The organism is Streptomyces celluloflavus (genome assembly GCA_000720995.1).
Lineage (GTDB): Bacteria > Actinomycetota > Actinomycetes > Streptomycetales > Streptomycetaceae > Streptomyces > Streptomyces celluloflavus.
Genome location: JOEL01000017.1, coordinates 130,863 through 152,753, shown reverse-complemented (window position 1 = coordinate 152,753; position 21,891 = coordinate 130,863). Strand labels below are relative to the sequence as shown.

The 21,891-nt window shown below is 71.5% G+C and carries 22 protein-coding genes and 1 pseudogene; 13 read left to right on the top strand and 10 right to left on the bottom strand.

Annotation, left to right across the window (positions count from 1 at the left end; translation table 11 throughout):
* Positions 1-45: 45 nt before the first annotated feature.
* Positions 46-519, bottom strand: coding sequence for an SseB family protein (locus IH09_RS18335; RefSeq protein WP_052857366.1), 474 nt, complete (start codon positions 517-519; stop codon positions 46-48).
* 243 nt (positions 520-762) lie between these two features.
* Between IH09_RS18335 and IH09_RS18330 the strand changes: the two genes are divergently transcribed.
* The 5 genes from IH09_RS18330 (at position 763) to IH09_RS18310 (ending at position 8,616) form a co-directional block, all read left to right on the top strand.
* Positions 763-2,589: an acyl-CoA dehydrogenase gene (locus IH09_RS18330; protein WP_052857365.1), complete on the top strand. Its 1,827-nt coding sequence runs from the start codon at positions 763-765 to the stop codon at positions 2,587-2,589.
* 452 nt (positions 2,590-3,041) lie between these two features.
* Complete coding sequence (locus IH09_RS18325) at positions 3,042-4,337, top strand: M18 family aminopeptidase (RefSeq protein WP_052857364.1); 1,296 nt, start codon at positions 3,042-3,044, stop codon at positions 4,335-4,337.
* Between the two features lies 1 nt (position 4,338).
* The gene (locus tag IH09_RS18320; protein ID WP_052857363.1) at positions 4,339-6,351 is read left to right on the top strand and encodes an AfsR/SARP family transcriptional regulator; all 2,013 of its coding nucleotides are present in this window, start codon (positions 4,339-4,341) and stop codon (positions 6,349-6,351) included.
* 362 nt (positions 6,352-6,713) lie between these two features.
* Positions 6,714-7,574: a DUF4232 domain-containing protein gene (locus IH09_RS18315; RefSeq protein ID WP_052857362.1), complete on the top strand. Its 861-nt coding sequence runs from the start codon at positions 6,714-6,716 to the stop codon at positions 7,572-7,574.
* 367 nt (positions 7,575-7,941) lie between these two features.
* Complete coding sequence (locus IH09_RS18310; protein WP_052857361.1) at positions 7,942-8,616, top strand: DUF4232 domain-containing protein; 675 nt, start codon at positions 7,942-7,944, stop codon at positions 8,614-8,616.
* 59 nt (positions 8,617-8,675) lie between these two features.
* On the opposite strand, the gene IH09_RS18305 is transcribed toward IH09_RS18310, so the two are convergent.
* Positions 8,676-10,502: an NHL domain-containing thioredoxin family protein gene (locus tag IH09_RS18305; protein ID WP_052857360.1), complete on the bottom strand. Its 1,827-nt coding sequence runs from the start codon at positions 10,500-10,502 to the stop codon at positions 8,676-8,678.
* A gap of 64 nt (positions 10,503-10,566) precedes the next feature.
* Between IH09_RS18305 and IH09_RS18300 the strand changes: the two genes are divergently transcribed.
* From IH09_RS18300 to IH09_RS18290, 3 genes are all read left to right on the top strand, one after another.
* On the top strand, positions 10,567-11,061 hold the full coding sequence (locus tag IH09_RS18300) for an LURP-one-related/scramblase family protein (RefSeq protein WP_052857359.1): 495 nt from the start codon (positions 10,567-10,569) through the stop codon (positions 11,059-11,061).
* Between the two features lie 328 nt (positions 11,062-11,389).
* Entirely contained in the window at positions 11,390-12,214 is an 825-nt protein-coding gene (locus IH09_RS18295; RefSeq protein WP_052857358.1) for a maleylpyruvate isomerase family mycothiol-dependent enzyme, read from the top strand.
* A 117-nt stretch (positions 12,215-12,331) separates the two neighbouring features.
* Positions 12,332-14,812 carry an NACHT domain-containing protein gene (locus tag IH09_RS18290; RefSeq protein ID WP_052857357.1) on the top strand — a complete coding sequence of 827 codons (2,481 nt, stop codon included), beginning with the start codon at positions 12,332-12,334 and terminating at the stop codon, positions 14,810-14,812.
* On the opposite strand, the gene IH09_RS18285 is transcribed toward IH09_RS18290, so the two are convergent.
* The 3 genes from IH09_RS18285 to IH09_RS18275 all read right to left on the bottom strand — a co-directional run bounded on the left by IH09_RS18285 (position 14,771) and on the right by IH09_RS18275 (position 17,848).
* A complete protein-coding gene (locus IH09_RS18285) occupies positions 14,771-16,099 on the bottom strand; it encodes an MFS transporter (protein ID WP_172450959.1) in 1,329 nt (442 codons plus the stop codon). The two genes, IH09_RS18290 and IH09_RS18285, sit on opposite strands and share 42 nt — an antisense overlap.
* Positions 16,096-16,848 (bottom strand): GntR family transcriptional regulator, encoded by a 753-nt coding sequence (locus IH09_RS18280; RefSeq protein WP_205379871.1) that lies wholly within the window; start codon positions 16,846-16,848, stop codon positions 16,096-16,098. Before IH09_RS18280 ends, IH09_RS18285 begins: the two co-directional genes overlap by 4 nt.
* A gap of 148 nt (positions 16,849-16,996) precedes the next feature.
* Positions 16,997-17,848: a GNAT family N-acetyltransferase gene (locus IH09_RS18275; RefSeq protein WP_052857480.1), complete on the bottom strand. Its 852-nt coding sequence runs from the start codon at positions 17,846-17,848 to the stop codon at positions 16,997-16,999.
* A gap of 253 nt (positions 17,849-18,101) precedes the next feature.
* Between IH09_RS18275 and IH09_RS39140 the strand changes: the two genes are divergently transcribed.
* The gene (locus IH09_RS39140; RefSeq protein WP_172450961.1) at positions 18,102-18,278 is read left to right on the top strand and encodes a hypothetical protein; all 177 of its coding nucleotides are present in this window, start codon (positions 18,102-18,104) and stop codon (positions 18,276-18,278) included.
* Here the strand turns inward: IH09_RS39140 and IH09_RS18270 are convergent.
* Genes IH09_RS18270 through IH09_RS18260 form a run of 4 tightly spaced genes read right to left on the bottom strand, consistent with a single transcriptional unit; the run spans position 18,265 to position 19,742 of the window.
* Positions 18,265-18,450 (bottom strand): DUF397 domain-containing protein, encoded by a 186-nt coding sequence (locus IH09_RS18270; RefSeq protein WP_052857356.1) that lies wholly within the window; start codon positions 18,448-18,450, stop codon positions 18,265-18,267. The genes IH09_RS39140 and IH09_RS18270 overlap by 14 nt on opposite strands.
* Positions 18,451-18,452: 2 nt before the next feature.
* Positions 18,453-18,722, bottom strand: coding sequence for a Scr1 family TA system antitoxin-like transcriptional regulator (locus tag IH09_RS39965; RefSeq protein ID WP_240150854.1), 270 nt, complete (start codon positions 18,720-18,722; stop codon positions 18,453-18,455).
* Complete coding sequence (locus IH09_RS18265) at positions 18,653-18,859, bottom strand: DUF397 domain-containing protein (protein ID WP_052857355.1); 207 nt, start codon at positions 18,857-18,859, stop codon at positions 18,653-18,655. Before IH09_RS18265 ends, IH09_RS39965 begins: the two co-directional genes overlap by 70 nt.
* Before the next feature lies 1 nt (position 18,860).
* On the bottom strand, positions 18,861-19,742 hold the full coding sequence (locus IH09_RS18260) for a helix-turn-helix domain-containing protein (protein WP_052857354.1): 882 nt from the start codon (positions 19,740-19,742) through the stop codon (positions 18,861-18,863).
* A 256-nt stretch (positions 19,743-19,998) separates the two neighbouring features.
* Between IH09_RS18260 and IH09_RS18255 the strand changes: the two genes are divergently transcribed.
* The 3 genes from IH09_RS18255 to IH09_RS18245 all read left to right on the top strand — a co-directional run bounded on the left by IH09_RS18255 (position 19,999) and on the right by IH09_RS18245 (position 21,135).
* Positions 19,999-20,439 carry an ATP-binding protein gene (locus IH09_RS18255; RefSeq protein WP_052857353.1) on the top strand — a complete coding sequence of 147 codons (441 nt, stop codon included), beginning with the start codon at positions 19,999-20,001 and terminating at the stop codon, positions 20,437-20,439.
* 97 nt (positions 20,440-20,536) lie between these two features.
* Complete coding sequence (locus IH09_RS18250) at positions 20,537-20,884, top strand: hypothetical protein (RefSeq protein ID WP_052857352.1); 348 nt, start codon at positions 20,537-20,539, stop codon at positions 20,882-20,884.
* A complete protein-coding gene (locus IH09_RS18245; RefSeq protein ID WP_052857351.1) occupies positions 20,881-21,135 on the top strand; it encodes a type II toxin-antitoxin system RelE family toxin in 255 nt (84 codons plus the stop codon). Before IH09_RS18250 ends, IH09_RS18245 begins: the two co-directional genes overlap by 4 nt.
* Here the strand turns inward: IH09_RS18245 and IH09_RS37410 are convergent.
* Positions 21,118-21,237 (bottom strand): annotated as a pseudogene (locus IH09_RS37410) (2-oxo acid dehydrogenase subunit E2); the annotation flags it as partial. The gene IH09_RS18245 and the pseudogene IH09_RS37410 sit on opposite strands and share 18 nt — an antisense overlap.
* A gap of 64 nt (positions 21,238-21,301) precedes the next feature.
* Here IH09_RS37410 and IH09_RS18240 point away from each other — a divergent pair.
* Positions 21,302-21,874, top strand: coding sequence for a Uma2 family endonuclease (locus tag IH09_RS18240; RefSeq protein WP_052857350.1), 573 nt, complete (start codon positions 21,302-21,304; stop codon positions 21,872-21,874).
* Positions 21,875-21,891: the final 17 nt, after the last annotated feature.

The following is a 21,891-nucleotide window of genomic DNA, read 5'->3' as shown; positions in this document are numbered from 1 at the left end:
AGGAGAGAGGCGGGCCGGTCCGCACCGGCCCGCCGGGGGCGTCCGTCAGCCGTACATCCGGCGCATCGCGAAGTCGACCATCTGCTCCACGGCCTTCGCGTCGAAGACCATCCGGTGGTCGCCCTCCATGTCGAGGACGAAGCCGTAGCCGGTCGGCAGCAGGTCGAGCACCTCGGCGCCGGTGATCACGAAGTACTTGGACTCCTTGCCCGCGTACCGCCGCAGCTCCTTGAGCGAGGTGAACATCGGGATCACCGGCTGCTGGGTGTTGTGCAGCGCCAGGAAGCCGGGGTTCTCACCGCGCGGGCAGTAGACCTTGGACGTCGAGAAGATGCCCTGGAAGTCCTCGGCCGACATCGAGCCGGTCGTGAAGGCGCGCACCGCGTCGGCGAGGGAGGGCGGGGACGGCTCGGGATACAGCGGCTGCTCGCCGTAGCCCCCGGGGGCCGGTTGCTGCGGCGGGGGCTGCGGCGCACCGTACTGCTGCCCAACGCCCGCGTTCTGGTCGTAGCCGTACATGCGCCCAGCGTACTGAGTCGGCGGGGGCGCCACCCGCCCGTCCGCAAAGCCGGCGCACCCGTCTGCCCGCGAACGCCGGACGCCGGTCCGTACGGCCTCGGGTACCCCGCCCGCGAGGGACGCTCGTCACAGATGGACGATTGGGGGTTGCGCCTTATTACCCGTGGGTAGCATTATCGATAGCTACTTGCTGGTATTGCGTTTTGAGGTCCCAGCCTCCCGAGCCTTTACGGAGCCGTACCCATGGGGCACTACAAGTCGAATCTCCGCGACATCGAGTTCAATCTCTTCGAGGTCCTCGGCCGCGACAGCGTGTACGGCACCGGACCGTTCGCGGAGATGGATGTCGACACCGCCAAGAGCGTGCTCTCCGAGATCGCCCGGCTCTCCGAGAACGAGCTGGCCGACTCCTTCGCCGACACCGACCGCAACCCGCCGGTCTTCGACCCGGACACCCACACCGCGCCGGTTCCGGACTCCTTCAAGAAGAGCTACCAGGCGTACATGGACGCCGAGTGGTGGCGGCTGGGCATCCCGGAGGAGCTGGGCGGCACCACCGCGCCGCGCTCGCTGCTGTGGGGCTTCGCCGAGACGATCCTGGGCGCCAACCCGGCGATCTGGATGTACGCCTCCGGCCCCGCCTTCGCCGGCGTCCTCCACGACGAGGGCACCGAGGAGCAGCGCCGCATCGCGCAGCTGATGGTGGACCGGCAGTGGGGCTCCACCATGGTCCTGACCGAGCCGGACGCCGGCTCGGACGTCGGCGCCGGCCGCACCAAGGCCGTGCGGCAGGAGGACGGCTCCTGGCACATCGAGGGCGTCAAGCGCTTCATCACCTCCGGTGAGCACGACATGTCCGAGAACATCGTGCACTTCGTCCTCGCCCGCCCCGAGGGTGCCGGTCCGGGCACCAAGGGCCTCTCCCTCTTCGTCGTGCCGAAGTACGACTTCGACTGGGAGACCGGCGAGCTGGGCGAGCGCAACGGCGCCTACGCCACCAACGTCGAGCACAAGATGGGCCTGAAGGCGTCCAACACCTGCGAGATGACGTTCGGCGCGAACCACCCGGCCAAGGGCTGGCTGCTGGGCGAGAAGCACGACGGCATCCGCCAGATGTTCAAGATCATCGAGTTCGCCCGGATGATGGTCGGCACGAAGGCCATCGCCACCCTGTCGACCGGCTACCTCAACGCCCTGGAGTACGCCAAGGAGCGGGTGCAGGGCCCGGACCTGGCGGCCTTCACCGACAAGACCGCGCCGCGCGTCAGCATCACCCACCACCCCGACGTACGCCGCTCCCTGATGACGCAGAAGGCGTACGCCGAGGGCATGCGCGCCCTGGTGCTCTACACCGCGTCGGTCCAGGACACGATCATCGCGCAGGAGGCGGCCGGCGAGGACGCGAGCGCCGCGACCCGGCTCAACGACCTGCTGCTGCCGATCGTCAAGGGCTACGGCTCGGAGAAGTCGTACGAGCAGCTGGCGCAGTCGCTCCAGACCTTCGGCGGCTCCGGGTACCTCCAGGAGTACCCGATCGAGCAGTACATCCGGGACTCCAAGATCGACACCCTCTACGAGGGCACCACCGCGATCCAGGGCCAGGACTTCTTCTTCCGGAAGATCGTCCGCGACCAGGGCCAGGCGCTCACCGCCCTCTCCGAGGAGATCAAGAAGTTCCTCGCCGAGGCCGCCGGCGGCGCGGAGCTGGAGCAGGCCCGCGGCGAGCTGGCCACGGCCGCCGCCGCTCTGGAGGCGATCGTCGGCGCCATGCTGACCGACCTCGCGGCCACCGAGAAGGACGTCAAGTCCATCTACAAGGTCGGCCTCAACACCACCCGCCTGCTGCTCGCCTCCGGTGACGTCGTCATCGGCTACCTCCTCCTCAAGGGCGCGGCCGTCGCCCAGGAGAAGCTGCCCGCGGCCTCGGCCAAGGACAAGAGCTTCTACCAGGGCAAGATCGCGGCGGCGAAGTTCTTCGCCCACAACGTCCTGCCGGACGTCTCCGTCCAGCGCGGGCTGGCCGAGTCCGTCGACCAGTCCCTGATGGAGCTCGACGAGGCCGCGTTCTGAGCGAAGACGGCGAAAGCGGCGAGTGCGGCGAAACCGACGGAAAAGACGGAATCGACGGAAACACAGCCGCGTTCCCGGGACGCGTCAGGACCGCTCCGGGGAGCCCGGGGCGGTCCCGGGGCCGACGGGGCCCCGGGCCCTTCCCGCCCCAGGGTCTTCCCGTCGGCCGCGGACGTTCTTAGCTCTCTCTCAGAATCACCGTTCAGACTGCGGGTGCCCGCCTCCCTCTCCCCCCGGGAGGCGGGCACCGCGGTGTCCGGACCCGGTGGGGCACCGGTGCCGGGATGATGCCGCAGTGCCAGGTGAGGCACCGTCTCCCGCCCTCCACGGAACCGGAATCCTGCCCTTCGGCAGCAAATTGGGTGGTTCATGCAGCCATCGTGGCCGGAAGGGAGCGGCGTCACGCCCTACGGGCGCGGGGAATGCGGGCTGTCCCTCCTTATGCTGAATCCATGAGCAACTCCGCCCGCTTCGATCGCGGCCACACCGACGACCTGATGTCCTTTCTCGCCGCCAGCCCGTCCCCCTACCACGCGGTGGCGAACGCGGCGCAGCGGCTGGAGAAGGCCGGCTTCCGGCAGGTGGCGGAGACCGACGCGTGGGACGGCGAGAGCGGCGGGAAGTACGTACTGCGGGGCGGCGCCATCATCGCGTGGTACGTCCCCGAGGGCGCCACCGCCACCACCCCGTACCGGATCGTGGGGGCGCACACCGACTCGCCGAATCTGCGCGTCAAGCCGATTCCGGACACCGGTGCGCGGGGCTGGCGGCAGATCGCCGTCGAGGTATACGGCGGCACGCTGCTCAACACCTGGCTCGACCGCGATCTGGGCCTCAGCGGGCGGGTGACGCTGCGGGACGGCAGCAACCGGCTGGTGAACATCGACCGGCCGCTGCTGCGCGTACCGCAGTTGGCGATCCATCTCGACCGGGCCGTGAACACCGACGGGCTGAAGCTCGACAAGCAGCAGCACATGACGCCGATCTGGGGGCTGGGCGAGGTCGCGGAGGGCGATCTGATCGCGTTCGTGGCGGCGGAGACCGGCGTCGCGGCCGGGGACATCCAGGGCTGGGACCTGATGGTGCACAGCGTCGAGGCGCCCGCCTATCTGGGCCGCGACCGCGAACTGGTCGCCGGCCCCCGGATGGACAACCTGATCTCCGTACACGCCGGCACCGCCGCGCTCACCGCGGCGGCCGCCGCCGGGAGCGCCCTGACGTCCATTCCGGTGCTGGCCGCCTTCGACCACGAGGAGAACGGCAGCCAGTCGGACACCGGCGCGGACGGTCCGCTGCTCGGCACGGTGCTGGAACGTTCTGTCTTCGCGCGCGGCGGCTCGTACGAGGACCGGGCGCGGGCCTTCGCGGGCACCATCTGCCTGTCGTCGGACACCGGCCACGCCGTCCACCCCAACTACGGCGAGCGGCACGAGCCGGGGCACCACCCGATGCCCAACGGCGGCCCGATCCTCAAGGTGAACGTCAACCAGCGGTACGCCACCGACGGCAGCGGGCGGGCCGTGTTCGCGGCGGCCTGCGAGCGGGCCGGCGTCCCCTGGCAGTCGTTCGTCTCCCACAACTCGATGCCGTGCGGGACGACGATCGGCCCGATCACCGCCGCCCGGCACGGGATCGTCACGATTGACATCGGTGTCGCGATCCTGTCCATGCACTCGGCGCGCGAGCTGTGCGGTGCCGAGGACCCGTATCTGCTGGCGAACGCCCTGACGGCCTTCCTGGAGTGCTGAGTTGGAATTCTCGATGCTGGGCCCGATCGCCGTAACGACCGGATCCGGGGAGCTGTCGCTCGGGCCCGTCAAACGGCGCAGTGTGCTGGCGCTGCTGCTGCTGCAGCCCAACACCACCGTCCCGCTGGATCAGTTGATCGACTTCCTATGGGAGGACGAACCACCCGAACACGCCCGTACCGTCGTACAGGGCCATGTCTCGCGGCTGCGCGCGACGCTCGCCGAAGGCGGCGCGAGCGCGCACGGCATCGAGCTGACCACCCACGGCTCGGCCTATCTGCTGCGGCTGCCCGAGGAGCTGATCGACGCCCACCGCTTCGGTGAACTGGTCGCGCGGGCCCGGCCCGAGGCGGCGCCGGCCGACGCGGTACCGCTGCTGCGCGAGGCGCTGGGGCTGTGGCGCGGGCCCGCGCTGACCGGCACGGTCACCAGCCCGGCGTTCGCCGCCGCCGCGCACGCGCTGGAGGAGCGCCGGCTGACGGCCGTCGAGGCGCTGGCGCGGGCGCACGGCGCGCTCGGCGAGCACGAGCAGTCCGCGACCATCCTGTACTCCGCCGCGGTCAGCCACCCGCTGCGCGAAGGGCTGATCGCCGCGCTGATGCGGGCGCTGTTCCGGACCGGGCGGCAGTCCGACGCACTGGAGTGGTTCCACCGCACCCGCCGGCTGCTCAACGAGGAACTGGGCGTCGATCCGGGCGAGCGGCTGAGCGGTGCGTACGAGGAGATCCTGCGGGCGGAGGCGGCCGGCGGGCAGTCCGCCACGTCCGGGCGGGGCGCGGGTGCCGCGGCCGGCGGCGGAACGCGTGGGGCGGGTACCGACACGGCGGGCGGCGCGGACCGCTCCGCGGCGGCCGGCGACGGCCGGGTACCCGCACAGGGCGGTCCGCACGCCTCACGCGGGGCTGACGGGACGGCCGGGGCCACCGGTGCGCGGGGCGGATCCGGTCCCGCCGCCCAGGCGCCCCGGCTGCTGCCCAGACCGCCCGCCCGCTTCCTCGGCCGGGAACGCCAACTCGCCGCGCTGACCGCGGCGCTGACGACCCAGTCGACCGGCGAGAGCCCGCTCGCGGTGGTCGCGGGACCGGCCGGGGTCGGCAAGACCGCCGTCGCCGTGCAGTGGGCGCATCTGTACGCCGCGGCCTTCCCGGACGGCCAGCTCTTCGCCGATCTGCGCGGTTTCGGCGAGGGCGACGAGGCGGCGCCCGCCGAGATCCTGCGGGACTTCCTGCTCGCGCTCGGCACCCCGCCGGAGCGGGTACCCACCTCGGCGCAGGCCGCCTCGGCGCTGTTCCGGTCGCTGGTCGCCGACCGCCGGCTGCTGGTCGTCCTGGACAACGCCCGCAGTTCCGCGCAGGTCCGGCCGCTGCTGCCCGGCGGCCTGCACTGCGCCACGGTCGTCACCAGCCGCAGCCGGCTGGACGGCCTGGTGGCCACCGACTGCGCCCTGCCGGTCGGCCTCCAGGTCCTCGGCTACGAGGAGGGGGCGGCGCTGCTCGGCGCGATGCTGGGCGCCGACCGGGTCGCCGAGGACCCGGCCGCCGCGCAGGAACTCGTCGCGCTCTGCGACGGGCTGCCGCTGGCGCTGCGGGCCGCCGCCGCCCAGCTGACCGCCCGGCCGCGCTGGCGGCTGGCCCGGCTGGCCGCGGCGCTGCGCGACGAACGGCGGCGGCTCGCGCTGCTGTCGGCGGAGGACACCGGGATCGCGGCGGCGCTGCGGATGTCCGTGGCCCGGCTGTCGGCGGACGACGCGCGGCTGCTCTCCGCGCTGGCCACCAGCGCGGACGGGCACCTCAACGCGTCCGTGGCGGCGGCGCTCGCCGGGTACGACGACCCGGAGCGCACCCAGGACGCCCTCGACCGGCTCGCCGAAATGCATCTGGTCGACGAGGAAGCCACCGACGTCTACACGATCAGCACGCTCACCCAGCTGTTCGCACGGGACGGGCAGGGCGAGCCTGGCCGGCCGGGTCAGCCCGGTGGCCGACGGGACGGAGGCGGTGAGGCGGGGCGGTAGAGCGGTGGCCGGGCGGTGGGCCGGGGCCGGTCGGCCGGGGTCGGTGAGCCGGGGCCGGTGGGCGGTGCGGGACCGGCCACGCGCCCGGCCGCAAAGTGGGCGTTAGGCGGGCGTTAGTGATACGGCAGCGGCGGGCGGCAGTCTTGTGGACAGAACGCGGGACACACAGCACGAGACGCAGCACGAGACGCAGTACGACACTCAGCAGGACACAGCGGAACACTCCGCGGGACAGGTAGCAGCAGACCCCGCGGTACTGGCAGCAGCACACCTCGCGGGCCACCGCGAGGCAGACCGCAGGACAGCTGCCCGGACGACCACCGGGCGGACCGCAGGACGCCACCTACCGGGGGAGACCGGATATGCCGAGCACCGACACCACCGCCCGTAACGCCAGCGCCGACAGCACCGCCAGAGACCGGGCCACCGCCCGTACCGCCCGCCGCCGTACGCTGCGGATCGCCGCCGCCGGACTGACCGCCGTCGCCGCGCTCTCCCTCACCGCTTGCGGCAGCCAGGAGGACGCGCTCAAGACCGCCGCCGCCAAGCCGTTCAACCCGGCGCCGCAGGACGACACCACGGCCTCCGTCGGTGACACGTCCCAGGGCGGCGACACGTTCCAGGGCGGCTCGCAGGGAGCTCGGAACGACGGCGGCACCGGCCGGAGCGCCGCGGAGCAGGGCGCGCACGCCGCCGTCGCGGCGGAGAAGACGTCGGTGGGCCACGGCGGCAACGCCGCCAGGACGGGCGGTGTCATCCGGCACCCCGGCACCGTCGACGCGGGTTCCGGCACCCGGCACACCGCCTGCGACGCCGCGAAGATCCACTTCACGGTGCAGCCGCTCGCCCGGCCGGTCAACCACCTGCTGCTGACAGCCACCAACACCTCCGGTGCCGTCTGCGACCTCTACGAGGCCCCCTACCTGCGGTTCGACGAAGCCCAGTCGCCGGTGCCCAACCTCCCGGCCACCAGGCCGCAGGCCGTGGTCACCCTCGCCCCCGGCGAGTCCGGCTACGCCGCCGTGATGACGTCCTCCGCCGACGGCGCGGGCCGCAACGGCAACAAGATGACCTCGCTCTCGGTCAGCCTCCCCGGCCGCGACGGGAAGGGCAGCATCGGCGGCTCGGCGAACGTGGCGCTGCCGGGCGGCTCGGCGTACATCGACGACAGCGCGTGGGTGACCTACTGGCAGGCCGACCCGGCCGCCGCCATCGCCTGGTAGACCACCGCACGGCGATCCGTCCCCACCCCGCACCCCATGAACCAGGGCGCCCGCTTTCCCCCGGCGGGCGCCCTTCGCCGTGCGTGGGGGGATGCCGGTGCGTACGGGAGGGCTGGTGCGCGCGGGACGCCCGGCGCGTCCGCCGCGCCCCGGCCCGCGGTGCGCACCGAACCGGCTCCGGCGCCACGGACGGCCATCGATATCGTGGCGGTGCCATGACACCTACGGGCCTACGGAGGCACGTACAGCGGCACGTTCGGAGGCACCGACGCGGAATCCCGCCCACGGTTCGCCGATGTACGCGCCGCCACCGATCCGCACCGCACCGATCGCCGCTGATCGCCACAACTCCACGGGGGAACCATCGATGACCGCATACCGCACCCGCCGCCGCTCCGCCGCCTACGCCGCGCTGGCGATCGGGCTCTCCGGCACGCTCGCGCTGACGGGCTGCTCCGGCAACGCCAAGAAGTCGAGGTCGAAGTCGCAGAAGCAGACGTCGTCCTCGGCCGGTTCGTCGTCCTCGTCGTCCTCGTCGTCAAAGAGCAAGAAGCGCAGGATCATCGGCGGCGGCGCGGGTGTGGGGGCGGGCGCCGCGTCCAGGGCGGCCGGTACGTGCATTCCCACCGCCGACAGCCTGCGGTTCTTCCAGAAGGCGTCGCCGTCGCACGTGGTGGTGGAGTTCACCAACCGCTCCGGCTCCCCCTGCAAGCTCTACGACGCACCGGCGCTGCGTTTCGGCGCCGCCAAGGAGCCGCTCGGCTTCCTGGAGGGCGGGCCGTCGATGGTGGGGCACTCGGTCGCGCTCCGCCCGCGCGGCCACGCCTGGGCGAGCATCCCCACCACCACCGCCGCCACCCGGGGCACCAAGCAGACCTTCGCTACCGTCGAGTTCCTCGGCAACGGCCTGCACGGGGCGCACCGGGGCCCGGCGCGGGTCGACTTCCCGGGCGGCCCGGTCTCCGTCGGCCCGGCGGCCAAGGTCACCGACTGGCAGGTCAGCCTCACCAAGGCCGAGCTGAAGTCCGGCTCGGCGGGCTGACGTCCGGTACGGAGCCCTACCGGCGACGGGGCCCGGCCCGGCGACGGGGCCCCGCTGGTCTACTCGGCGTCCAGCCCCGCCAGGACGAGCCCCAGCCGCGCCACACCGCCCTCGACGACCCGGACCGGGACGCCCCAGTCCTGCTGGTGCACATGGCAGGCGGGGTACTCGACGGCCGGGTCGTCGTCGCAGGACGCGGCCATCGCGGAGACGTGCAGGACGCCCTCGGTCACCCCGTCCGCGAGCACCAGATCCCGTGCGAGGTCGGTGCCCGCGCCCGCGCCGTCGGCCAGCAGCTCCGGCGGCGTCGCGCTGATCAGCAGCCGCGTCGAGGGGCCGTACCGGGTGTCGAGCTTCTGCCCGGCGGGGGCCTGGAAGACCACGTCCAGCCGCAGCGCACCGGGGGCGACCTCGGTGGCCGCGCGCTGTGTGCGGTGCGCCACCGACTCGACGCGGACGGCCTCCTCGGGCAGCCGCAGCCGGGTCAGCCGGTGCCGTGCCGACTCCACCACCACGATGTCGTCGTCGACGAGCACCGCGGCCGAGGGCTCCCGCAGATCGGTGGCCAGCGTCGTCACCTCGCCGGTCGCCGGGTCGAAGCGGCGCAGCGCGTGGTTGTACGTGTCGGCGATCGCCACCGAGCCGTCGGGCAGCGCGGTCACCCCGAGCGGGTGCTGCAACAGTGCCTGACCGGCGGCGCCGTCCCGGTGCCCGAAGTCGAACAGCCCGGTGCCGACGGCCGTACGGACGACATAGCCACCGTCGCCGCTACCGCCCGCCGCGTCCGTGTCCCGTTCCACCCACCGCACCGCGCTGGTCTCGGAGTCGGCGACCCAGAGCCGGTCGCCGGCCGCCGCGAGCCCGGACGGCTGGGCGAACCACGCCTCGGCGGCCGAGCCGTCGACCAGCCCCTCGTTGGTCGTACCGGCCGCGACCGCGACCGTGCCGGACGCCGGGTCGTACGTCCACAGCTGGTGCACCCCGGCCATCGCGATCCACAGCCGGTCCTGCCACCAGGCGATATCCCACGGCGAGGAGAGCGCCACCGCACGGGCCGGTCCCGAGGTGGGCGAGCCCTGCCACCACTGCTTGCCGGTACCGGCCACCGTCTCCAGCGTGCCGCTGACGGGGTCGAAGACCCGGATCGCGTGGTTGACGGTGTCCGCGACGGCGACCTTGCCCCCGGGCAGCAGCGCCAGGCCCTGCGGTTCGTTGAAGGAGTCCGCGTCCAGCCCGCGCTCGCCGGTCCCGATCCGGCGCAGCACCCGCTCACCGTCCGCCGCCAGCTCCACGAGCTGGTGCCGGGTGGTGTCCGAGACCAGGAACGTGCCGGCCGGCAGCCGCACCGCCTTCCCGGGGAAGCGCAGATCCGTGGCGACCGGCTCCGGCGGTACGTACGGGCCGTCGCCGCGCCGCAGCGTCCCCTTCGCGGTGTGCTCGGCCACCAGCTCCTCGACGAGCGTGCCGATGGCGTGCGCGTGCCCCTCACCGGCGTGCTGGGCGACGACATAGCCCTCGGGATCGATCACCACGAGCGTCGGCCAGGCCCGCACCGCGTACTGCTTCCAGGTCACCAGCTCCGGGTCGTCCAGCACCGGGTGCTCGACGCCGTAGCGCTCGACGGCGTCCACGACCGCCTGGTGGTCGGCCTCGTGCACGAACTTGGGCGAGTGCACCCCGATGATCACGACGGTGTCGCGGTGCCGCTCCTCCAGCTCCCGCAGCTCGTCCAGGACGTGCAGGCAGTTCACACAGCAGAAGGTCCAGAAATCGAGGACAACGATGCGTCCCCGCAGGTCGGAGAGGGTCAGATCGTTACCGCCGGTGTTCAGCCAACCGCCCTTGCCGACCAGCTCGGGGGCCCTGACGCGCGCACGTGAAGCCATGTGGATATTCAACGTCACCCCGGTGCCCGCGCATTCCACCGGGGCGGCGGGGAACACGTGACCCATGAAATATCTCGTACGCGACCGGATCTTCGGCATCGGTGACGACTACTGGATCGAGGACGAACACGGCCGCCACGTTTTCCTGGTGGACGGGAAGGCGCTGCGGCTGCGCGAGACCTTCGAGCTGAAGGACCTTCAGCGGCGGGTGCTGATCGTCATCCGGAAGAAGATGCTCAGCCTGCGCGATGCGATGACCATCGAGCGGGACGACCGGCCGCTGGCCACGGTCCGGCGCAAGCGGCTCTCGCTGCTGCGCCACCACTACCGCGTCGAGATGGTGGACGGTACGGAACTGGACGTCAGCGGCAAGATCCTGGACCGCGAGTTCGCGGTCGAGTACGACGGTGAGCTGCTCGCCGACATCTCGCGGCGCTGGCTGACCCTGCGCGACACCTATGCGGTCGATGTCGTACGGGAGGACGCGGATCCGCCGCTGCTGATCGCCATCGCGGTGTGTGTGATCCGGCTGGCGGAGCGGGAGCGCGGGGACGGCTGAACGGCGGGACGGGACGGGGCCGGGCGGGCTGAGCTGGCCGGCCGCGGGAGGCCGGGCGGGCGGGTCGGAGCGCGGCGGGCGGCGCGGGCGGGCGGAGCGGGCAGGGCGGCCGAGGGCGGCGGGAGCCGCCCGACTCCGTCAAGGTCGCGGCAATCCGGGGTAACCGGGGTAAAGGGTCGCGCACGATATCACCGACCGCGCTTCCGAAGCCGTCCGCAGTCGAACATCTGCCTACGATGGTCCCCCGAAAGCACTGCCGGGGTGCCCGTGCGCAGCGTAACTTGACTGCACAGACAGCAGCCCGCGTACGAACAGTCCGAGGGGTCACGTGACCGTCCATCCCAGCCTCCAGTCTTCCATCGACGCCTGGACGCATTCCATAGAGGCCATAGTCGAGCTGGTGAAGCCGCTCGTCGAAAGCGAGTGGAGCGTGGCGACGGACCTCCCTGGGTGGTCCGTGCGCGATGTCGTCTCGCACATCATCGGCGTGGAGTGCGAGATGCTGGGCGACCCGCGGCCGATCCACACGCTGCCGCGCGACCTCTACCACGTCCGCAGCGAGTTCGCGCGCCGCATGGAGGTGCAGGTGGATGTCCGCCGGCACCACACCGCACTGGAGATGGTCAGCGAGCTCGAATACACCGTCATCCGCCGCTCCCGGCAGCTGCGCAACGAGACCCGTAAGCCGGATGCCGAGATGCGCAGCCCGCTGGGTGAGGACCGCACGCTGGAGTTCGTCTTGCAGCAGCGGGCGTTCGATGTCTGGGTGCATGAGCAGGACCTGCGCCGGGTGCTCGGCAAGCCCGGCAACCTCGACTCCCCCGGCGCGTATCTGACGCGCGATCTGCTGGTGAAGGCGCTGCCCGTCGTCGTCGCCAAGCGGGCGCAGGCGCCCGCCGACTCGGCCGTGGTCTTCGATGTCAGCGGGCCGCTGGAGTTCCTGCGCACGGTCCGGGTCAACGCGGAGGGCAGGGCCACGGTCGACGGCAGTGTCTCGCTCGGCCCGACCGTGACGCTCGCGCTGGACTGGGACACCTTCGTCCAGCTGGCCTGCGGCCGGGTCCGCCCGGCCGCAGTCGCCGAACGCGTCAAGGTCGATGGTGACCACGAGCTGGCCGCGGCGATCCTGGACCAGCTCGCGGTCACGCCGTAGCGGAGACCCCCAGCGGCGGTCGCGCCGGTCCGGGAACGGGCTCACCGGCGGGAACCGGCAGGGCGGGCCCGGCGTCTGACGAGAGGCACTCGGTCAACGTTGGTCATGGAGGGGTCCGTGAACGCGAAGGACGGCACACCCCGGGACGGCAACGGCCCGACGATCGGTTCGGTCGGGAACCACATCGCGAACGGTCACCAGGGGCCCGTCATCCAGACCGGATCCATCGTCGGCGACATCTCGTACTCCTTGGTCGCGGAGCCCTCGCCGATCGACCGTGCGGCCACCGCGCTGGCGGATGTGGTGTACGGCCAGTGGCGCGAAGAGACCCGCAAGCGCGGACTGCATCTGCCGGATCCGCTGCCCGTCGGCTGGACGGCCGGCGCGGCGTTACCTGTTTCACGTGAAACAGAGCCTGCCGCCGCGGTTTCACGTGAAACAGATCCCGGCGCCGACCCGCTCGACCGGCTGGTCGCCGCCTTCCGGGCGTCGGAGCACCGGCGGATGGTGCTCCTGGGCGAGCCCGGCTCCGGCAAGACGACGCTGGCGATCCGGCTCGTACTGGCGCTGGCGAACGAGCCGCAGCCCGCGGCGGTCCCGGTGCTGCTCCCGCTCGCTTCCTGGTCTCCGAAGCAGGAGAGGCTCCGGGACTGGACGATACGGCGGATCGGCGAGGACTACGGCTCCGTCCTCACCGGCGAGGTGACGGCGCGGCAACTGGTCGACGCGGGGCGGGTGTTGCCCGTCCTGGACGGTCTGGACGAAATCGGCGCGGACCACCGCGCGGCCGCTCTCCCGGAGATCGACAGCGCCTTCGACAGCGGGGACCCGGTCATCCTGACCTGCCGCACCCGCGAGTTCCGGGACGTGGCCGCCCAGGGATCCGGTGTGACGCGGGCCGTGGTGGTGGAAGCCCAGCCGGTGTCGCTCTCCGCCGTCACCGGCTTCCTGCGCAAGGCCGACAACGGGGAGCACCCCGACCGGTGGGGCCCGGCCCTGGCGGAGCTGGCCCAACGCCCCGGGATGGACGCCGTGGTGAGCAGCCCGCTGATGGTCACCCTGCTCCGGGCCCAGTACGCCCGCACCGGCGCCCCGCTCGACCCTCTGCTCGACCCGGACGCCTTCCCGGACGCCGCGCAGGTGGAGGGGCATCTGCTGGACGGCGTGGTGCCCGCGGCCTTCAAGGACGAACCCGCACCGTCCGCGGAGCCGGAGGGCCACGACCGGCCGGCCCACCACTGGCCGGCGGATTCCGCGCGGCGGTGGCTGACGGAGCTGGCACGCCGCGCCGACGGCGACGACCTGGCGTGGTGGCGGCTGCCGGAGAGCATGCTCGGCCGGCACCCCGGGTTCTTCGGCACCGTTGTGGGGACGGTCTGGTACGCGGCGGCCCTGTTCTTCGCGCGCGGTGCCGTACCGGAGATCCGTGGGCCGTGGCTGTACGTGGGGCTGGGGGTCGCGGCCGTCGTCGTCGGCTTCCTGTTCGTCGTCCCGGTCACCGATGAGTACCTGATGACGCCGGTGTGGCAGGCGATCGAGCAGGAGCGCGGGCGGCTGAGACAGGCCCGCCGGTATCTCACGAAGCTGGGCCGCAATCTGCTGGCGGCGCTGGCGACCGTCGGGGTGCTGCTCGGCCTGGTCTCCCTGGCGGTCCTCGGGATCAATCTCGTGAACCTGAACGCATCGACCTGCCATGTGGTGGTCGAAGGCCGTTGCTACCAGCTGGTCGTGGACAACCCGAACAGCAACAACCCCGCCGACGAGTACAAGATGGTCGAGGTCAAGCGGTCGGACCTGCCCGAGTACCGGCCGCTCTCCCCCGCCCCGGTCGCCGCCCGGACACCCGCGCTGCTGATCACCGCCGCCACCCTCGCCGTTGTCGTCTTCGGCTACGGACTGCTGTCGGCACCGCCGCGGCAGGACAGGGCGGCGTCCCCCCGTACCGTCCTCACCGGCGCCCGCAGACGGGCGGTCAGCGCCACGCTGATCACCCTGGCCAGCTGTCTGCTCGCCTATTCCGCGCTGCGCGTCTTCATCGATGTCACACCCCCCGTGCTCGCGCTGCTCGTCCTCGCCGGGGTGACGGTCGTCCTGTGGATTCTCGCCCGCTCGGCCTGGGCGCAGTACGAGCTGACCCGCTGGCTGCTCGCCCTGCGCGGCCGGCTGCCCTGGCGGCTGATGACGTTCTGCGAGGAGGCGCACCAGCGGGGCGTACTGCGGCAGGCCGGTTCGGTCTACCAGTTCCGGCACGGCCGGCTGCGGGAGCGGCTCGCCTCACCGGAGCGCGACCGGACCGATGCGGCCCCGCCGGAAGAGAGTCCATCGGAGGAGAGCCCACCGGAAGAGAGCCGGTCGCAAGAGAGCCCGTCGGACGCGGCCGCGCCGGACACCGCCACGTCCGACGGGGAAACGTCCGACGGGGAAACGCCGGGCGGGAACGGACCGGGCGACGCGAACACCCCGGAGAACAGCTCCGCCCCGCGCCACCCGGACACCCCGGCTCCGGACGGGCATCCCTCACCCAGTGCCCCGGACGGGCACCGCCGCCCGGACGCCTCAGGCGGGGACGTGGACGGCCTCCACCCGGCTCACGACTAGCCGTTCCCGCTCCCGTCGCACCGCGCGCCGCCGCAACCGCAGGATCTGCGAGACGCCGAGGGCCTCCAGGACGAAGACCGAGGCGAAGGCGATCCGGTAGTTGTTGCCGGTCGCGTCCAGCAGGATGCCGACCGCGAGCAGGGTCGTCATCGAGGCGGTGAAGCCGCCCATGTTGACGATGCCGGAGGCGGTGCCCTGGCGCTCCGGCGGGTTGGCCGGCCGGGCGAAGTCGAAGCCGATCATCGAGGCGGGGCCGCAGGCGCCCAGGACCACGCAGAGCACGATCAGCAGCGCCATGGGCGCGTGGTCGCCCGGCCAGGCCAGGGTGAGGGCCCACAGCACGGCGGTGACGGCGACGGTGCCCAGCGCCAGCGGTGTACGGGCCGCGTGGTGCCGGGCGATGATCTGGCCGTAGACCAGGCCGACGGCCATGTTGGCGAGTACGACCAGGGTGAGCAGTTCACCGGCGGTGGCGCGGGAGAGCCCCTGTGCCTCGACGAGGAACGGCAGGCCCCACAGCAGCAGGAAGACCATCGCGGGGAACTGGGTGGTGAAGTGCACCCACATGCCCAGCCGGGTGCCGGGTTCGCGCCAGGCGTCCGTGATCTGGCGGCGGATGAACGTGGCGCCGGTGTGTTCGGCGGGCGCGGGCGGCGGTTCGTGGCCCTTGGGGTGGTCCGTGAGGAAGAGCAGCAGCACGATCAGGACGACGATGCCGCCGACCGCGCTGACGGCGAAGGTCTGGGTCCAGCCGAAGCTGTGCAGCAGCCGGGCGAGGACGAGCGTGGAGATCAGATTGCCCGCCATCCCGACGAGCGCGGCGATCTGGGCGATCAGCGGACCGCGGCGGGCCGGAAACCACCGGGAGCCCAGCCGCAGCACGCTGATGAAGGTCATCGCGTCACCGCAGCCGAGCAGCGCGCGCGAACCGAGCGCCAGGCCGTACGACTCGGAGAGCGCGAAGCCGAACTGGCCGACGGTGTAGAGCACGACGCCGACGGTCAGCACCTTCTTGGCGCCGAGCCGGTCGACCATCAGGCCGACGGGTATCTGCATGCCCGCGTAGACCAGCAGCTGGAGTATGGAGAAGGTGGAGAGCGCCGAGGCGTTGATGTGGAAGCGGTCGGCGGCGTCCAGGCCGGCCACGCCCAGGCTCGTACGGTAGGTGATCGCGACGAAGTAGACCGCGACACCGATGCCCCAGACGGCCATCGCCCTGCCGCCGCCGGGCGGGTCCGAGGGCAGCAGTCGCGCCGCGCCGCCCCCGGCGCCGGTACTTCCGCTCATCGGGCGTCCCCCTGCGCGAGCGCGCGGACCCAGCTGACGTGCCGGTGCACGGCGTCGGTGGCCGCCTCCGGGTCGCCGGCCCGCAGGGCTTCCAGGATCTCGCCGTGTTCGGCGATGTTCTTGGCGATCCGGTCGGGGTGCGCGTGCATGACCGCGACGCCCATCCGCAGCTGCCGGTCCCGCAGCTGCTCGTAGAGCCGGTCCAGGATCTGGTTGCCCGCGCTGCGCACGATGGCGGCGTGGAAGGCGCGGTCGGTGGCCGAGACGGCGGCCAGATCGCCGGCCGCGACCTGCTCCTTCATCGTCGCCAGCAGCTCTTCCAGCTCGCCGATCAGCGCCGGTGGCGCGGGTACGGCCTTGGCCGCCGCGTGCTTCTCGACCAGCAGCCGGGTCTCCACGACATCGGCGATCTCCTGCGCGGAGACCGGCAGCACCAGGGCGCCCTTCTTCGGGTAGAGCTTGATCAGCCCCTCGGCCTCCAGCCGCAGCAGCGCCTCGCGCACCGGTGTCCGCGAGACGCCCACAGCCTCGGCCAGCTCCCCTTCGGTGAGCAGCATCCCGCCCTCGTAGCGACGCTCCAGGACGGCGTCCTTGATGTGCGTGTAGACCCGCTCGGCGGCGGGCGGCTGCTTCACCGCCGGTCTGGCGGGCGGCTTGGCGATCCGGTCCGTGGACTGGTCGGCGGATGTGTCGGTGGAGCCGGATCGCCGGGCAGGGACGGTGGGCGCGGACGGAGCTGCGGATGCCATGCACACAGGATAGATACAACAGATATACATACGAATGCCGTGTCCGCGATACGGACACCGGCGGCGACGTTTGTGCTGGTAAGGCGCCTTTTACCCCGACTAGGGAGCCCGACGGACCGACCGCCCGCCAAGCTCCCCGGTCATTCGCTCAGCCCGCCATCCGGCCGTCGGCCACCAGCCGCGCCACGACCTGGCGGAACGCCGGGGCGCACCGGTCCGCATCGTCCGGCCCCAGCCACGCGAACTCGGCGATCTCCCGGCCCGGCACCGGCTCGAAGGTCTCGGGTCCGCCCGTGAAACAGGTCATGTGCAGCCGCCGGCCGTCCCTGCCGTGCGCGACAGCGTGGATGTCGAAGGCGACGGTCAGCTCATCCGCGGGCACCACCACACCCACCTCCTCGGCGAGCTCCCGGGACAGCGCCTCCGCCGCGGTCTCACCCGGCTCGTACTTCCCGCCCGGCAGGTAGAACGTGTCGTTCCCCTCTGTCCGCACGCTCAGCAGCAGCCCGTCGCGCAGATGCAGCCAGGACACCGACTTCAGCGGCGCCACGCGCTCCATGGCGACCAGTTCGTGCCCCGTCTCCTCGTCCGGCCGCCGGCCGGACTCCGTGAAGCCCATCCGCGTGTAGAAACGGCGGGACCGCTCGTTGCGGGCGAAGACCTCCAGGGTCAGCGCACCGCGCAGCGCCGCGGCGTGCTCCAGCAGGGCCCGTCCGGCGCCGGTGCCCTGGGCCTCCGGCGCCACGAAGAGACCGCCGATCTCCGCCGGTTCGTCCCCGTCCCCCGGCAGCAGGCCGAGCAGCCCGATGACGGTGCCGTCGCGCTCGGCGACCCAGTTCTCGGCCTGGACGAGGTACACCTCGCGCAGCACGCGGGCCCGCTCGCCCTCCCCTTCCCCCACTATGAAGGGGTGCGCCTGCTTCGAGGCCCTGGCCCACAGGTCGGTCACGGCGTCTGCGTCGGCCGGCCGGTAACGCCGGATGATGGTATCGGTGCTCATTTCACCGACCGTAAACAGCGCCACCGACATCGGCAAACGGCTTTCCGCCCCCTCGGCAGCCCCGCCTACCGGCCCCCGTCTGTCGGCCCCCCTCGACCGGCCCTCCTCTGTCTGAAGAGGTACACCGTGTACGACCAAAGGCGGACGGAAAGCCGCCGAGAGTCCGTACCTGACGCGTACGGATCGGCCCGAACCCCATGGCTGAATGGAGATACGGAGCCGGGGAGGCTCCGCCACTCAAGGGGAGAGAGCCATGCAGCCCAGGACGAACGCCGGACGCCGTGCCCGGAACACCGTCGTGGTGGCGCTGATCGTCGCCGCCGTCTGGGCGGGCGCCGCACTGACCCGCGGCGCCACGAACCCCGACCCGTACACCCCGACCGGCCCCCTGGCCCACTTCAGCCGCGCCGTGGACCTCATCCTCGACTGAGCGGCAACATCCGTTGGAACGCCGACCATTGTTCGGGGGCGAATCTGAGTATCGGACCATCCGGGTCTTTGGAGTCCCGGACGGCGATGACGCCGGGTATGTTCACGGCGACCTCGACGCATTCGCCGTGGAGGGCACTGTAACTGGACTTCTGGAACTCGAAATCGATCACGGTCACATCTCCTTGCCGATGCTGTCCACGAGGGTGGCGGAATCGCCGGCCCCCAGGCTGACCTTGGCTATGCGGTCGAAACGCGTACTGTGCTGCGCGCTCTCCTCCACACTCTCCACCCACACGGTTTCGCCGACCGTGTCCATGTACACGACGTCAACGGCCTCGACCTCGGCGAACGAGACGATGTTGAACGGAACGGTCAGACATGGGTGCGTGCCTGCGGAAGGGCCGCACCTGCAACCGTCAGTGCCCGCCGGAACGCAGCCCATTGCAAGGGCCCGAACCTCAGCACCGGGCCGTCCGGGTCTTTGGAGTCCCGGACGGCGATGACGCCGGGTATGTTCACGGCGACCTCGACACAGTCCATCCCCTCACCGCTGTAGCTGGACTTCTGGAACTCGAACACGTCACAGGCCCTTCCGAATGCTGTCCACGAGGGTGGCGGAATCCGCGGCCCCCAGGCTGACCTTGGCTATGCGGTCGAAGCGCGAACTGTGCTGCGCGCTCCCCTCCGCATTCTCCACCCACACAGTTCCGCCGACCGTGTCCATGTACACGACGTCAACGGCCTCGACCTCGGCGAACGAGACGATGTTGAACGGGCCGGTCAGACATGGGTGCGCGCCTACGCGGAAGGGCAGCACCTGCAACCGCACCTGAGGCAGCTCGGCGAGTTCGAGAAGCCACTTCAGCTGAGCACGCATAGTCGCCGAGCCTCCGACCTCCTGACGCAGCGCCCCTTCCGAGATCACCGCATGCATGGCCAGCGGATTCTCCCCCGAAAGGCGCTCCTGCCTCCGCCTTCGCACCTCGACGATCTGATCAACCGCGTCAGGGGTCTTCGCGCCGCCAACACCGGCAACCAACGCGCGCGTGTACTCGGGTGTTTGGAACAGGCCCGGCACCACCGCGAGCTGCCAGGTCCGGATCCGACTGGCGACGTTCTCCATCGCGATGTACTCAGCCAGCGGCGCCGTCGCGGCTGAGTGGTCCCACCAGCCTTTCGACTTGCGGCGCTCGCGGTCGAGCTTGGCCAAACGCAGCAAGGCGTCGACAGCTTGCGCGTCGTCCAAGCCGTAGAGGTGGCACAGCGCACGGACATCCGGATCGCGCATCGGCACCAGACCGCGTTCCATCTTCGCGACTTTCGGCACGGAGGCGGTCAACGCTTCCGCCGCATGTGCCTGGCGCATGCCGCGTGCTTCACGCATCCGCAGCAGCTCACCGCCCAGCCTGCGCCCGAGCACCGTCGAGATCGATGTCCCCCGGTCGGGCCCGTTACCCGCCATCTCACGCTCCTTCCCAGTGAGTTGCCTCAGTCTGTGGCCAGTCAAGATTCGCACACAACCCCGGTGAGTAGAATTTTCTGCCCGATGTAGTTGCTGCCCAACCTCCAACCCCGCTACGGTCAGTCCCCAACCGCTCGCACAGCGGCGCCAGTTGGCGGAAGTGCACCGCCCCGCCCTGCGCGGACGCGGCATCGCCACCGTCATCACCGAGCGCGCACCGTACGGGCACCACGACCGCACTAGGAGGTGCGCGTCCATGGCTGTGGAGGCCGGAGAGCCTGACGACCGCTACGACGTCGTCAACTACACCCCGCACCCCGCGAACGTCACCCGCGCCAGACGCCGGGTGGCGCGGCTCGTCGCCGACTGGGGGCATCCGGAGGCCGCCGGGGATACCGCGCTGCTGGCCAGTGAGCTGATCACCAACGCGGTGCGGCACGGGTGCCTGCGCGATCGGCTGTTCCGCGTGGAGCTGTTCCTCCGCAGCGGCCCGGCCGGTGGCTGCCTGCGGATCGCGGTCAGCGACCCGAAGGGCGAACGCCGGCCGCTGCCCCGGAGCGACCCGGGCCACCACGCCGAGTCCGGCCGGGGCCTGCACATCATCGGCGCGCTCGCGACGCGCTGGGGTGTCGCGGACCGGACCGTCGGCAAGACGGTGTGGGCGGAGCTGGATACGCCGAGGAGCGTGGATGCGTAACCCGCGGGCCCGTGGCCGAGGCTCAGGATCGGCTCCGTGCCCGGAACCCGAGGGCGCCTGGAGCGTTACCGTGGCAGGACGGCGAAAGGGGACGACCATGACAGCCGAGTGGCAGCGCGCAGTGGCAGAGGCTCGGGAAGCCACCGGGTTCGCGGGCCGGGACATCCCGCGCGCGGTCAAAACCATCGGCGCGGCACTCCGCCTCGACCACCGTGCCGCGTTCTACGCGGAGCTGGGCACACTGGCCGACTCCGGCAGCTTCGAAGCGTTCCTCAATCACTGGTGGACGCAGGCGCTGGCGGACTCGGCAGCGGACGCGCAGGACCGCGAGACGGCGATCGACTTCGCCGACGTGGCCGTGTCCCTGTACGCACGCGCCGCGGGCGGCCCCAAGTCCACTCAGGGCCAGATCGACGCCATCGTCATGGGGACGGCGGTCTCTTGAACTACACCATCATCTGGGAGCGGGCCGCCGCCGAGGGGCTCAAACGGCTCAGGGCGCGCGACGGCGAAGCGGTAAAACCGCTGGTCAAGGCGATCAACGCGCTCGCCGACGACCCTGAACCGACCGCCAGCAGCAAGCTCGGCGGTACCGGCCTGCGACGGCTCCGCATCGGTGCCTACCGGGCCACCTACGAGATCGACGACGGGACCATCGCGATCAAGATCCTCATGGTCGGCAGCACAGCCGCCTGACAGGATGGGGGTGCCGGTGTCGACGCCGAAGACGCCGACGTTGGTGATGGTGACCGTGCCGCCGGACATCGCCGCCGGTGAGGTCTTGCCCTCGCGGGCGATCGCGGTTCGGGACCGGAGGCCCTCACATAGAATCGAGGCGTCACACTTGTCGCGAGGAGTCGCCATGAACGACACCACGTATGCCCGCCTACGAAAGATCGCCGACCAGCTGCCCGAGTCCGACGACATCTGGGCCGTGGAAATCTCGGGCAAGGAGATCGTCATGATGATGAGCCCCGCCAAACGGCACGAGCTCATCGCCTTCCGGATCGCCCGCCAGCTCAACGCCCAGCTGGACCGCAGCACCCCCGGTGTCATCGCCCAGAGCGGCGCGGAGGTGGAAGATCCAGCCCTCGGCATAATGCGCCGGCCCGATGTGATCGTGCTGCCCGAGGCCGTCCTCGACGAAGAGGGAGACGCGGTCGATCCGCGCGACGTCTTCGCCGTTGTCGAAGTCGTCTCCAAGTCCAACCCCGAGAACGACTACGCAGGGAAAATGCGCGACTACCCCCGGATGGGGATTCCCTGGTACCTCATCGTCGACCCCCGGAAGGGGACCGGCGCCGTGCTGTCGAACGTGACGCCGGGCCCCGAAGGCCCCCGGTACGCCACCAGCACCGCGTACGCCTTCGGTGACGTGATCACCGTGGACACCTACAAGATCGACACCTCCGGCTTCCCGACCTACCAGGGATGACGTAGCAACACCCGCCT

Coding starts and splice junctions, on each gene's coding strand:
- IH09_RS18335 (WP_052857366.1), bottom strand. CDS start 519: ATGTACGGCTACGACCAGAACGCGGGCGTTGGGCAGCAGTACGGTGCG.
- IH09_RS18330 (WP_052857365.1), top strand. CDS start 763: ATGGGGCACTACAAGTCGAATCTCCGCGACATCGAGTTCAATCTCTTC.
- IH09_RS18325 (WP_052857364.1), top strand. CDS start 3,042: ATGAGCAACTCCGCCCGCTTCGATCGCGGCCACACCGACGACCTGATG.
- IH09_RS18315 (WP_052857362.1), top strand. CDS start 6,714: ATGCCGAGCACCGACACCACCGCCCGTAACGCCAGCGCCGACAGCACC.
- IH09_RS18310 (WP_052857361.1), top strand. CDS start 7,942: ATGACCGCATACCGCACCCGCCGCCGCTCCGCCGCCTACGCCGCGCTG.
- IH09_RS18305 (WP_052857360.1), bottom strand. CDS start 10,502: ATGGCTTCACGTGCGCGCGTCAGGGCCCCCGAGCTGGTCGGCAAGGGC.
- IH09_RS18300 (WP_052857359.1), top strand. CDS start 10,567: ATGAAATATCTCGTACGCGACCGGATCTTCGGCATCGGTGACGACTAC.
- IH09_RS18285 (WP_172450959.1), bottom strand. CDS start 16,099: ATGAGCGGAAGTACCGGCGCCGGGGGCGGCGCGGCGCGACTGCTGCCC.
- IH09_RS18280 (WP_205379871.1), bottom strand. CDS start 16,848: ATGGCATCCGCAGCTCCGTCCGCGCCCACCGTCCCTGCCCGGCGATCC.
- IH09_RS18275 (WP_052857480.1), bottom strand. CDS start 17,848: ATGAGCACCGATACCATCATCCGGCGTTACCGGCCGGCCGACGCAGAC.
- IH09_RS39140 (WP_172450961.1), top strand. CDS start 18,102: ATGCAGCCCAGGACGAACGCCGGACGCCGTGCCCGGAACACCGTCGTG.
- IH09_RS39965 (WP_240150854.1), bottom strand. CDS start 18,722: ATGGGCTGCGTTCCGGCGGGCACTGACGGTTGCAGGTGCGGCCCTTCC.
- IH09_RS18260 (WP_052857354.1), bottom strand. CDS start 19,742: ATGGCGGGTAACGGGCCCGACCGGGGGACATCGATCTCGACGGTGCTC.
- IH09_RS18255 (WP_052857353.1), top strand. CDS start 19,999: ATGGCTGTGGAGGCCGGAGAGCCTGACGACCGCTACGACGTCGTCAAC.
- IH09_RS18250 (WP_052857352.1), top strand. CDS start 20,537: ATGACAGCCGAGTGGCAGCGCGCAGTGGCAGAGGCTCGGGAAGCCACC.
- IH09_RS18240 (WP_052857350.1), top strand. CDS start 21,302: ATGAACGACACCACGTATGCCCGCCTACGAAAGATCGCCGACCAGCTG.